Genomic DNA, 11075 nt, shown 5'->3' on the forward strand with positions numbered 1-11075 from the left:
ACCAACGGAACAATCGATTTCATCCAGACCGAAGAGGGCAGGGCGGTACGGAATACCGACGGCACCTACCGCTATGAATACGATCTGAAGGACCATCTGGGCAATACCCGGGTAAGCACCGATGCAGCAGGCAACGTCATCCAGGAAGACGAATACTATGCGTTTGGATTAAATGCACCTCTATATGCAGCGGGAGCAAAAAACAAGTATCTTTACAATGGAAAGGAGATACAGGATGTCTTAACAGATCAGTATGATTATGGGGCGAGGTTTTATGATCCGGTGATAGGAAGATTTAACACAATAGATCCGTTAGCAAATGAATTTGAAAGTATTTCGCCTTATAATTATGCGCTAAACAATCCTATTTTAATGGTAGATCCAGATGGAATGGCTGCGGATACACTGGCGAAGTTGCCTGTATATGTACCTAAGCCGAGTGTGTCGAACGTCGCCGTTGGGACCGGTCTGGTAAACATACTTAATGGAGCAGGAGGAATACAGCTTGGTGAAGTTGGTATTACCTTAAGCAGAACTGCGGCTGTGGCCTCGGAAGTTGCCGGACCCGTAGCTATAGCCGCAACCACAGGTTGGACAGCAGGAGACGCAATAGCAAAGAACATGAAATCTTTTTCCGCCTGGATAGCCGCTGTTCTTGTAAAAGTAGGGGTTGATCCTAAATATCTTTATGCTCCGGAGCTAAGACCTGATATTGTTAAGTCTAATGAAGACAAAACAGCTGACGAGTTACTTCCTGGCTCTTTAAAAAAATCCCCATCTTATTATCCGCCTTATGGAAATAAAACGAGAAAAGAATTAACGGATTTGGGACAGAAGGGCGATCAGAGGGCAAAGAAGATGAAAAAATTGATAGATCAAATTCCCCGATTGTTAGATAAAAATAAAAATAAATAAATGGACATTAGACATATAATAGAGACTTTTGCTAAGTCTCAAACAGATATAGATAATACAATTGTTTCCCTTAGGGCATCATTTCAAAAAGAAGAGAGACTTTGGGCTCAATTAGAATTACTTGATTCCAAAATTTTTGCAAATGAAAGAGTCATAGGTTTTCTCGCGGATTTTTTGCAAATGGTGAACGATGAGAGCCGATTGAAGTTGTTCAGTTTACAGGATATTGAGAAAATATATCGATTGTTAGTTCAATATTATCCAGATAATCTTCAGTACAGGCTTGACCTTATTTCATTTGTACATAATGTCCTGGACAATGAAAAATTTGCATTAGAGTTAATCGAGGAAACTATCAAATTGATAGATCAGAGAAGAGCATCCTTGCAGGATTTTTTAGAGGAACTAAAAGGTGAATAGGTAAAAGTAGTTATTATTAGCTCAGGCTTCGGACTTGCTAAAACAGAAGGTTTATAAGAAAGGCAATAAATATTATTCCAGGGATGTTGATAGTCATAATGGGGGCGCTTGGAAAGTATTTGAACGTCAGGGTAATAAACTAAAGAGAGTTGGCACTGCCGATAAAGACCTTAATATATTTAAGAGATAATGATAAACACTTGGAAGGATTTTGAGGATACATTTAATAATGTTTTTGGTCGTATCAATACGACATCATTAGCTTCTATTGATAGAAATCGATTGAGGATTGAATTAGGGGGAGAAGGAGATGACTCTGCTAGAGTTATTCAGGCTATACAAAGAAGTAATCGCATTTTGGAATATTGTTTTAGTGGAAAGGATGTGTGGATAAGAGCAATATTGTGGAGTGAAGATGAAGAAGCCGCTTTGGAAATGGCTGGTTTAAGTGTTAGAAGTGCAAATAAACTGTTTCGTCAGAAGAAGGAAGACGAAGAAGTACTGTATTTGTTCTTTGACAGATATACAGACTCACTCGGTAAGGTTCTTACTACTTCAATAATAAATTACGAAATGGCCTTGGAGCCTTCAGCAAATATTACTTGTTATTTTATCAATCTTAAAGATCAATTAATTATTAATATCTACGATGACAGAGGCATGGATATCTTTTCTCCTAATGATGACTTGATATACGCCATCGGGAGACAGTTCTCTGGATGGTTATTAAAATAATATTGGCGGTACGTGAATCTCAACTGCTGTGCTCTGTTATTAATGATACTGGGCAATGCTATATATTTTCTGATGATGTATCTTATTGTGGGATGTATTTAGTAAAAAACAAGCTTGCAATAGAGCATTGCTTATCAATTGCCAAAAATGGATATAGTCAAACTTGTTTTATTGTTGACACTGAAATGGAGTATTCCTTTACAATAAACTATTATGATAAAGATCATCCTGACAATCCCAATATGTTTGATATTCAGTTGAAAATCTGCAGAAGCAAGTAAGCTTCTTTTGCCTTTTTCTAATAAACAACAAGCGCCTGGTTCAAAAACGGGCCAGGCGTTTGTTGCTTGGAATATTTATTACATCAAGCTGATCCTGGCAGCTTTGATAAAATGGTAAACGGTTGTAAGGAAACATTCCTTTTCTTTCTCTGGCAGTACTGCAATATCCTGAAAGCGCTGCAACATCTTAGTGCCTTTAAATAAATCGGCCTGATCGCTTTCCCCCAGGAGATAACCCACCGAAGTATGTAAAATCTTTGCCAGCCCGGCAGCATCAATGCTGGGCACCATCGTCCCCCAACCTCATGGAACCTCCCGCGGATGGAAAAGGCCGCACATAGCCCTTGTACTAAACCAAAGCCTTTTACTGCTTTCCCTTCGGAGGCTACCTTTGCTGCAAAGATAATCATCCTAAGTCTGTGGCAGACAGCATCAAAAGAACCGCAATAATCCTCTTGTAAAAGAAAATCAAACTACTAACTTTATTCACTGGAAACGTTCTTTGAGACAGGTGAAAACGGGTGGCTACGGACTTCAGGAGATAGTAAAAAAAAACGCAGTAATCAATATGATTACGGCGCAAGGTTTTATGATGCGGTGATAGGGAGGTGGAATGTGGTGGATCCTCTTTCGGAAAAAGGGCATAGTTGGTCAACCTATAATTATGCTTTGAATAATCCAGTTCTTTTTATCGATCCTGATGGGATGTGGCCTATATATAGTCGGAATGGACAATATCTGGGGGATGACGGAAGGACAGAAAAAGGAAAGGATCTAGCTTTTGTAGGAGAGCGGGATGGTAAAGGATTCAAGAATCTAGTTCAGTTTACAGACCACCATACTCAATTTCAGAAAATGGCCAATGTTGTGAAGCAGGAAGGTGGGGGAAAAGAAGAGGACCTATGGATTGCGCATACTGCATATAATAATGCTACAGCTTCCGGAACAACTATGTATAAGAAATTAATGTCAGGATTTTCTTCAGTGGAAGACAAATCACCCCTTAGTATTAATTCACGTGGATATCAGGCTAATATAGCCAGGTCTGCCGTGATAGATGTGTTATTAGGAGGTGCGGATCCTACAGATGGTGCAGTACTTTGGGATGGAACAGATTTTCTTGCCTGGGGTCTAAAGTCCCCTAATGGTACTCCTCATAATAAGTTTGAAGAATATAATAGCATTTCAATATCCAGTAGTATCTATGATACCTACCTTACGAGTAACACTCAGTATTACAAGAGAGGGATTTATAAGTACGGAAAGACAAGGAATACTATTCCGGCAGATGTATTTACCGATCCTTCTAATTTAACGAATTGTAACTTTTACTATAACACGGGAGTGAAAACGGCATTTGGATTACAGGCGACAGGTTCAGTCGGCCGGTCAATATATTGGAAACGAGTTAAGCAATAAGGCATGAGATTAATTATATTATTAATAGCTGTTTATTCCTCTTATGGGACCTGCTCCACAAGAAATGGAGTAGCAAAGAATGCAGTACCTATTGATACACTCCATCAGGTAGTGATTGGTTCAGGATATAAGGTTATCGATGTTAAGAATGAAAGCACTAATAAAAGAGAAATAGGAGTTTGGAGATTCGATAAAGATGTCTGTCATTTGGCCTTGCCATCTCAGGATGATTATATGGGTTTTTCTGTAAACTGGATAAAAAAGACTAGCGCCGGATTTCAGCTATCAATTGAATACGGTTCTAGAATTTATTACCGAAAGGATTTTAATTTTTACTATATAAACGATCATTTTTACCTGACTGGGGTAAGAACTGAGCGTTTTGATAAATCCAAGGATGAAAAGGGTAAAACACAGTTTAAGAGTTTTAAACCACCTATTCCAATTGAAAACGTGATAATTACCGACTATATGTGATAGGTCTGACATTCTAAAATTTGAGGGTGGAGATCACCCCGCCACCGTTTCCGGCCAGACCACCAGCACCTACGCCGGGACCGGTACCGCCGGATACACCAACAGTTCCGCCCTGTCTTCCACTTTCAATAACCCCCTTGCCGTCGTTGCCGATGCTTCAGGGAATATCTATGTCGCCGATGCCGGTAACAAACTTAGTCCGCAAGATCGTCGTGACCCCGGCCTTCACCATCAGTCCCGCATTACCGTTCCTTTTATTATTACACCTATTGGGAGCGTTTTTTTGACATCCTCCAATTGCAAGCCATATCTCAATCCCTTCTGCTTTTAATACCAATCCGCTACTGATGGGTTCCTTAAAATCGTCTGGAATATGGTTTTTCTTATAATGTCTTTGTCTGTCTTTTTTGATATGTTCCAAAAACACTTACCACAGGATTGCGATGCTACGACCAGTCTAGAACTAATTTACCACTTCTGCCCAATCTTTGGAACTATAGTTTGAGAGCCCCTTTCAACCATTCATCTACTGTCGTTTTCGCTGTAAGTGAGTGTATTCCTGGTTCTTTAGTTATCTGCCTCAATACTTTTAGTCCTTCAGACTCCGAAACTGGCAATAAATAGGTTGCTGCCCAAAGACGAACACCTGTGGACGGGTGGTCTAAGAATTGAGATAGCATCTGAATATCGCTTTGCTCTTTAAGGAAAGCATAAATTTTCCTTAAAATAGCATAAGCACTATTTGCCATTTTGTAATCCCCTTGTTGCGTGGCCTCTGAATGTTTTATCGCAGCTTCCTCAAACTTTGAAAGAGCTATTGCTGTATCCGTTATTTTTGTCATGGTGTCCAACCGAATCTTTTTAATACCTGAATTCCAAATTTATATTGTTCTTCGAAATTTTTTAGCTTAGCCACTGCCTCACCGTCTGATTACCTGTAAATGGCTGAATAGAAGAGTAGTAACCTGACACTCGTGCATGTATTGTCCCTGCGCCATGCGGCAGTTTAGTTAAATTTTCTGAATTGTGTATGGCTTGAGCTCCGAACTGATTAATATTACCAGGAGTTTGCTCAACAATATGACATGCTTTACCTGCCCCTGCAGATCCCATTGCTTTTTTAGATAAATAAAATGAAGCAAATTTCGGCTTAAATTCAGGTACACTACCGACTTTGTCAGGAGAAGCAAAGGAGGGAGTGGATGCACTTGGTTTGGTGACCACTTTTGGGGAAGTAGGAGCAGCCATAGCCAAAACGGAACCGACTGCTTCACAAGCCCTAATAAGTAGTACTACTAAGGTTCTTGGAGTTGCAGGTAAAGTATTAGGTGCTACAGCGGCTCTTAGTGATTTCTCTACGATAGCGAATAAAGGGTTTTCCAACGCGACTGCTGCTGACTGGACAAAGTTAGGTATATCAGCGGGTAGCCTTCTATTAAAATCTAATCCGTATACTATCGGGTTCGGAATAATATATGGCATTGCAGATATGTCCGGTTATAATCCGGTTGATTATATTTATAACAAAACAATTATTCCCTGATGCGAGTATTAAGATATTATTATTATAGGCTGTATAGCTACTTTAGCAATGGTGATGCGATTCCGTTCTTTTCTACCTTTCTGGTAATTATGGTTTTTGCTTGCTTTAATTTAGTAACGCTTATAGATATTGTTTTTTCTTTGATTTTTAGGTACACGGTGGTCTTGCCTGTTTTTGGAGGATATGGACAATTATGGTACCTTTTAATAATTATTCCAGCATATATGCTGTATCGTTATTATCTCAAAGACTTAGAAAATCATAGTAAAATAATTGAAGAGTTCAAAATAGAAACGAAACGCCAAAGGCTGATAAGTAGTATTTGGGTGATCATGTATTTTGTAGGCTCAATAGGCCTATTTATTCTGACGCTATGGTTAAGGGAGAAAATCAGAGGCTACTAATCTAATATATATAGTGTAACATCGGTCTGTTTCTTCAGTTAGAGAAGTAAAGCAGCAGTCCATGTTCGGAAGATATTTCCGAAACTCGAGATCTCGGCCGGTTGTCAGAAGAAGAGAGGGTATTGTAGGCAACCGTCCAAGATCTCGTTTAGGATCGACGGTTAATAAAGAGCGCGAGAAGTAATCTTAAACAGCGATGTTCCCAAACTGTTGCGTTGCACCAAGAGTTAGAAGATAGGCGTCATAGGTTACCGGGCCATCGAATAAGGATTTAAAGAATGGATAATTCTTTACTATCTGTGGAGTAGTATCCTGGTTAAGATTTCTGCTGTTCTTCTCCTTTTTTTAAAGGTTCAACTTTGATGACTTCGGAACTCCTCTCTCTGGAGAAGGTGCCATCTTTTTTTACTTTGGTGTTGATCTTGATAGTTAATCTTACCCAGTCGTGCTCAGGTGTTTCGAACGGAAATAGCTTAGAAACGGATTTATAACCAAAAGCTTTACAAAGTAGTGTTAAATGGCGGATATTATACTTAAGCCTTTGAGTAAAAGCCTCTACATTACCGACGAATCCTTTTGTTAGGTGCATTTCATCGCTAAGTTTTCTTTGCGACCATCCTTTATTTTCTCTGAGTTTTTTAACATGTATTATCAAGAGATAATCAAGATGAGACATTGCAACTTGTTTGTATTCTACCGCTTCTTTTTCCATTTAAGATAGTATTGAGAAAAATGAAAAAATGCTCATACAGGGATTTGGTTATTCGAAGTTAGGTGTCGTTTTATAAAAGTCACAGGGATTTTGGGAGAAAAATATGAAAAGGTGATGAGGGGCATGTTTTTAGGATGTTAAACAAGATCACCACTGATCTTTTTGATTGCGTTGATTTAATAAGGGCGAGCCGGTTTACTAGAAATACTTAATTCTTTCGTCTATAAATAGTTTCTCCTCTGCCTTTTCCGGGAGCTTTTCGTACTTTTTTTGTGTTTTCAACGCTGTTGCGGAGCTTGCCATTGTTAAGCAGATGAGTAATTCTTATAGATTGTATCTGTGTCTTTATATTTTCAGGAAGTAACTGGAGTATATCAGAAGATGTGAATTCTTCTGGCAGCCTTCCGGATAAGAGAACTTGTTGTACGTGATCAGGGAGCCTAAGACCAACATTTCTCTCAATTTCTGGTTCTTCAGCTTGTTCCCTTTTTTCTATTGAGTTACGAGTTCTGGCTGGTAAATCATTGAATGTAGGAAAAGAATGTCCCGGATTTCCCAATTCATAATATCTTAACCCGAATACCTTTGCTATTCGATCTGCTCTGCTCAGCCCGACCGATCTTTTAAAACTTAAAATATCTCTGATGTCGGTAGCGCCTGTACCTATTAATTTTCCTAAATCGCCCTGTTTTAGACCAAAGTGGTCAAGATACTTCTGTATTTGACTCGCAAATTCGGCTTCCGTTGTTTTTTGTTTTTTCAAAGATCTTTATTAAATATATTTTTTATTTTGTATTTGATATTTTATTGTCTGTTGTTGTATTGGCGTTTGTCTCGTAGGCGATCCTTTGGGCAAAGCCAGTCGGCTAACGCCGGCAGAACATATGTTAAGAACCTCGACGTTCTAAGAACGATGTCTCTCACTCGAGAAAACGGCCAATTTTTGCCAGTGAGGAGACCGTAAGTTCGCCCTATGTTTGTAATTTATATCTTTGTATAAATTATTCTTTAGGGCGGCTTTCGTTGTCTTCTAATGGTAAACCCATCGATTGAAAAATCCTTGGGTGGGTTACTGGCCGTTTCCCTCGGTTAGAAGTACACTAAGCTGCCCTATTGAATTTTAATAAGACAGTTCTGTATTTCTTAAAGAGGTATCGTTTCATAATAAGTAGTTATGAAAACGAGAACCAACATCCTCAACGTCAAAAGTGGCATGGACATTCACAAAGAATCTTTCCGATTCGTGTTTGTGTTTTCCACTTTCTCTTGTCCTTTGCAAAACCCAATTATCCGAATTATCAAAGGCCCTGAATAATTCCCCGATCCAATTTCTGTCAGACAATAAAATCCAGACTCTACACCCACTAATATGCTGAGTCGTCTTTGCCTGTCGTTTTCAAACCCATTCATCAACTATACATAGTCAACAATGAAGGTTTTTTACCTAACGGAACTCCTATGCTTCAAATGTACACTTCAAAGCTTAAAAATGCCAGTATCACCGAAAACAAATAAGGTGAAAGCCCCGAATGCAAACGGCATAACCCGCCTGGGGTGCTTATCTTCCGGAAAGGAGGTTCCCCTCTGATGCGACCACTCGATGAATTCCTCATCAACTACGATGAAGAGGGCAGCAGGACTTACCTTTGGCGTCTGATTAAGTCCGCCGTCACCGGCGAATTTGGCTCCCTTCCCCGGAAAGAAAGAACTGACCTGATGTATTTCTACGAGCAGCTTGACGGCCTGTTGACCGATATCTATAAGCATCGCGAAGAGACACCAGAGTCAAGAACAGAGGGGAGTGGAGATGCATAAGCCCTCCCTGTCTATATGGATCATGTCGACAGTCATCCCTCCATGATCACCCATTCCTTTGCCTCCTGATTAAGCCTCCCGGCTCCTCTATATTTTCTTAATCCTCTTAATCATTAATCAAAAAATGCTCAAAATCCGAGTACAGGGAATCCTTTTGCCCTTTTTTAAGCACAAAACGAAACAACTCAAACATCCGGCGGAAACTCCCGCCCCAATGGAACAACCAGAGCCCGAAAAACTTCCCGGTCAGTACCTGCTCTGTTTTTACATCCTGATGATCATCCTCTTTTCGCTGATGGCCATCGTCAGCACCTACGCGCAGACAGGCCATTCCATCAAAGGAAAAGTCACCGACGAAAAAGGCGGGTCGCTTCCGGGTGCGCTCATTAAAATAAAAGGCACCACACATGCCCACCTCCGCAGGAAAGGAAGGACTTTTCTCTTTACAAAACGTTCCGCCCGATGACATCCTGGTCGTCTCCTTCATCGGCTACCAGCCGAAAAAGATCGGGCCGCAAGACACCCAGGCAGATATCATCGTCGCCCTTTCCCCCGATGCTACACAACTCGAAGATGTCGCTATCGTTAGTACCGGCTACCAGCAGCTCCCCAAAGAAAGGGCTACAGGTTCCTTTGCACAGGTAGATAATCAACTCCTCAACCGTCGGGTCAGCACAAACCTTGTAGACAGGCTGGAAGGTGTCGTTCCGGGTTTGCTATTTAACAGGAATACCTACGATGCTTCCACAGGCGGTAACGACATCAGTGTCCGGGGTACCAGTTCCATCCATGCCGCCAGAAGCCCGCTCGTCGTAGTCGACGGATTCCCTTATGAAGGAAACCTCAGCAGCATCAATCCAAACGATATCGAAAATATCACGGTCCTTAAGGATGCGGCTGCTGCCTCGATATGGGGAGTGAGGTCCGGGAACGGAGTGATCGTAGTCAGCACGAAAAAGGGGAAACGTAACAAAAAGACCGAAGTGGCTTTCACCACAAATGTCACAGTGGGTAATAAGCCCGATCTTTATTAAAAGAAAGACCCCATCTTACATTTTTTGCCTTTTAATAAAAAACTTAATATTCTGTTTAAATTCATAAAATAATAAGTCTGTTCCTTTACAATATAAAACAGATCTAATGTCTTTTTACAACGGTGCAAATTTCTCCGCAGATCCTATATCGGAATTGGTCAACTCAATTCTGCGAATATCCTTTTTTTATGTGATGCTTATCACCGATAATGTCAAACACGGCATATAAAAGTTACAAGCTTTGATTTCTATATTAATAATAATTAAAAACACTAGAAGTGATCAGTGAATTTTATCGCAGCAGGATTTTGAAAGCTAAGTCTTTCGTTTTACCGTTTTTGCTACTTATTCATAAAATAGTTGCAGCCCAAGCTCAGCCTACGACTGATTTTTTGAGCAGCTTTGATTTGCCCTCTCCTCAATCATATGGAGTTGGTCAAGTAAGTGGTGCCCCTTTGAATTTGTTCAATGGGCAAATTCAACCGCGGATAGAACTTTATAAAAAAGAGTTGAAAGACTTGGATATTTCATTAAAACTCGACTACGTTGGAGGAGGAGGAATCAAGTGGGAAGACCCGGGATCAATAGTGGGGAAGGGGTGGTTTCTCAATTTAGGGGGGGCTATTATTAGGAATAGACGCGGCATCCCCGACGATTATAAAAACAGCACCGCCAACTCCTCTGGAGAAGTAACCAGTGAGTTTAACGGAGTCCTATTTAACACCGGGGTTTCTCAGAGACCAGATGGAGAAACGAGGATTTCCGGGTCAGACATACTATATAAGTATGATGTAGGTTTGGCCGATTCCCAGCGGGATGTCTTTGAATTCAACTTTCTCGGCAGGGCAGGGAAGTTTTACATTGGGAATGATAAGAGCATTCATATTGTACCCGAAATGAGCATAAAGATAATTCCAACTTTTTCACAAAAAAATGAACTTTCCACACAAATCTCCTCATTTAAGATTATCGATGAAGCAGGGACAACCTACTTCTTTGACGATATTGAAGAGTCAGAAATAATAAAAAATTATTTTGTGTCTTATTGGGATCCTTATCTGTTTTACAACAAGGTTTATGCGTCCGGCTGGTATTTGACACGTATTGAAACTGCCCATAAAGATGAAATAATATCCTTCTCCTACAACAAAAAGCCATTCGATGATTATTATTCTGGTCTTTGCTATTCCCACTTTGTAGATCATTCTGATGCACCGTATTTGAACCGTTTGTCTTGCTTTGACCTAGATCATACAAACGTATCAGAACTTGTACCCGCGGCGATTACTTTTTCAGACGGAACTAAGATAGAGTTTGCTT

The 11075-nt window shown here is 40.2% G+C and carries 15 protein-coding genes; 11 read left to right on the forward strand and 4 right to left on the reverse strand.

Going from position 1 to position 11075, the window contains the following annotated elements:
- The 7 genes from DDR33_RS23975 to DDR33_RS27030 all read left to right on the forward strand — a co-directional run.
- The coding region (locus tag DDR33_RS23975; RefSeq protein ID WP_146198839.1) for an RHS repeat domain-containing protein at positions 1-915 on the forward strand (915 nt) is incomplete at its 5' end.
- On the forward strand, positions 916-1335 hold the full coding sequence (locus tag DDR33_RS23980) for a hypothetical protein (RefSeq protein WP_109418343.1): 420 nt from the start codon (positions 916-918) through the stop codon (positions 1333-1335). It abuts the gene before it with no gap.
- 34 nt (positions 1336-1369) lie between these two features.
- Complete coding sequence (locus tag DDR33_RS27025; protein ID WP_109418344.1) at positions 1370-1525, forward strand: toxin C-terminal domain-containing protein; 156 nt, start codon at positions 1370-1372, stop codon at positions 1523-1525.
- Positions 1525-2070 (forward strand): DUF3885 domain-containing protein, encoded by a 546-nt coding sequence (locus DDR33_RS23990; protein ID WP_109418345.1) that lies wholly within the window; start codon positions 1525-1527, stop codon positions 2068-2070. The genes DDR33_RS27025 and DDR33_RS23990 overlap by 1 nt, the downstream gene beginning before the upstream one ends.
- 770 nt (positions 2071-2840) lie before the next feature.
- The gene (locus DDR33_RS24005) at positions 2841-3770 is read left to right on the forward strand and encodes an RHS repeat-associated core domain-containing protein (RefSeq protein ID WP_109418348.1); all 930 of its coding nucleotides are present in this window, start codon (positions 2841-2843) and stop codon (positions 3768-3770) included.
- Between the two features lie 3 nt (positions 3771-3773).
- Positions 3774-4247 (forward strand): hypothetical protein, encoded by a 474-nt coding sequence (locus tag DDR33_RS24010; RefSeq protein WP_109418349.1) that lies wholly within the window; start codon positions 3774-3776, stop codon positions 4245-4247.
- A 112-nt stretch (positions 4248-4359) separates the two neighbouring features.
- Positions 4360-4578, forward strand: a complete 219-nt coding sequence (locus DDR33_RS27030) for a hypothetical protein (protein ID WP_394341131.1) — start codon at positions 4360-4362, stop codon at positions 4576-4578.
- Between the two features lie 163 nt (positions 4579-4741).
- Here the strand turns inward: DDR33_RS27030 and DDR33_RS24020 are convergent, their stop codons facing one another.
- The 4 genes from DDR33_RS24020 to DDR33_RS24045 all read right to left on the reverse strand — a co-directional run bounded on the left by DDR33_RS24020 (position 4742) and on the right by DDR33_RS24045 (position 7669).
- Entirely contained in the window at positions 4742-5098 is a 357-nt protein-coding gene (locus DDR33_RS24020) for a DUF2019 domain-containing protein (RefSeq protein WP_202913837.1), read from the reverse strand.
- Between the two features lie 52 nt (positions 5099-5150).
- Positions 5151-5729, reverse strand: coding sequence for a hypothetical protein (locus tag DDR33_RS25620; RefSeq protein WP_146198841.1), 579 nt, complete (start codon positions 5727-5729; stop codon positions 5151-5153).
- Between the two features lie 781 nt (positions 5730-6510).
- The gene (locus tag DDR33_RS24040; RefSeq protein ID WP_109418355.1) at positions 6511-6906 is read right to left on the reverse strand and encodes a helix-turn-helix domain-containing protein; all 396 of its coding nucleotides are present in this window, start codon (positions 6904-6906) and stop codon (positions 6511-6513) included.
- Between the two features lie 208 nt (positions 6907-7114).
- Entirely contained in the window at positions 7115-7669 is a 555-nt protein-coding gene (locus tag DDR33_RS24045) for a helix-turn-helix domain-containing protein (protein WP_109418356.1), read from the reverse strand.
- A gap of 824 nt (positions 7670-8493) precedes the next feature.
- Between DDR33_RS24045 and DDR33_RS25625 the strand changes: the two genes are divergently transcribed.
- The 4 genes from DDR33_RS25625 to DDR33_RS26085 form a co-directional block, all read left to right on the forward strand.
- Positions 8494-8721, forward strand: a complete 228-nt coding sequence (locus DDR33_RS25625; RefSeq protein ID WP_146198842.1) for a hypothetical protein — start codon at positions 8494-8496, stop codon at positions 8719-8721.
- A gap of 124 nt (positions 8722-8845) precedes the next feature.
- Positions 8846-9187 (forward strand): peptidase associated/transthyretin-like domain-containing protein, encoded by a 342-nt coding sequence (locus DDR33_RS25630; protein ID WP_146198843.1) that lies wholly within the window; start codon positions 8846-8848, stop codon positions 9185-9187.
- A complete protein-coding gene (locus DDR33_RS24060) occupies positions 9129-9755 on the forward strand; it encodes a TonB-dependent receptor plug domain-containing protein (protein WP_109418359.1) in 627 nt (208 codons plus the stop codon). The genes DDR33_RS25630 and DDR33_RS24060 overlap by 59 nt, the downstream gene beginning before the upstream one ends.
- A 278-nt stretch (positions 9756-10033) precedes the next feature.
- A partial coding sequence (locus tag DDR33_RS26085) for a hypothetical protein (RefSeq protein ID WP_158280856.1) occupies positions 10034-11075 on the forward strand: 1042 nt, incomplete at its 3' end.

The organism is Pararcticibacter amylolyticus (genome assembly GCF_003130405.1).
Lineage (GTDB): Bacteria > Bacteroidota > Bacteroidia > Sphingobacteriales > Sphingobacteriaceae > Arcticibacter > Arcticibacter amylolyticus.

Bases quoted from the DNA above. Each gene is read 5' to 3' on its own strand.
- DDR33_RS25620 (WP_146198841.1), bottom strand. From the start codon at position 5,729: ATGCCATATATTATTCCGAACCCGATAGTATACGGATTAGATTTTAAT.
- DDR33_RS24010 (WP_109418349.1), top strand. From the start codon at position 3,774: ATGAGATTAATTATATTATTAATAGCTGTTTATTCCTCTTATGGGACC.
- DDR33_RS25625 (WP_146198842.1), top strand. From the start codon at position 8,494: ATGCGACCACTCGATGAATTCCTCATCAACTACGATGAAGAGGGCAGC.
- DDR33_RS23980 (WP_109418343.1), top strand. From the start codon at position 916: ATGGACATTAGACATATAATAGAGACTTTTGCTAAGTCTCAAACAGAT.
- DDR33_RS25630 (WP_146198843.1), top strand. From the start codon at position 8,846: ATGCTCAAAATCCGAGTACAGGGAATCCTTTTGCCCTTTTTTAAGCAC.
- DDR33_RS24040 (WP_109418355.1), bottom strand. From the start codon at position 6,906: ATGGAAAAAGAAGCGGTAGAATACAAACAAGTTGCAATGTCTCATCTT.
- DDR33_RS24060 (WP_109418359.1), top strand. From the start codon at position 9,129: ATGCCCACCTCCGCAGGAAAGGAAGGACTTTTCTCTTTACAAAACGTT.
- DDR33_RS23990 (WP_109418345.1), top strand. From the start codon at position 1,525: ATGATAAACACTTGGAAGGATTTTGAGGATACATTTAATAATGTTTTT.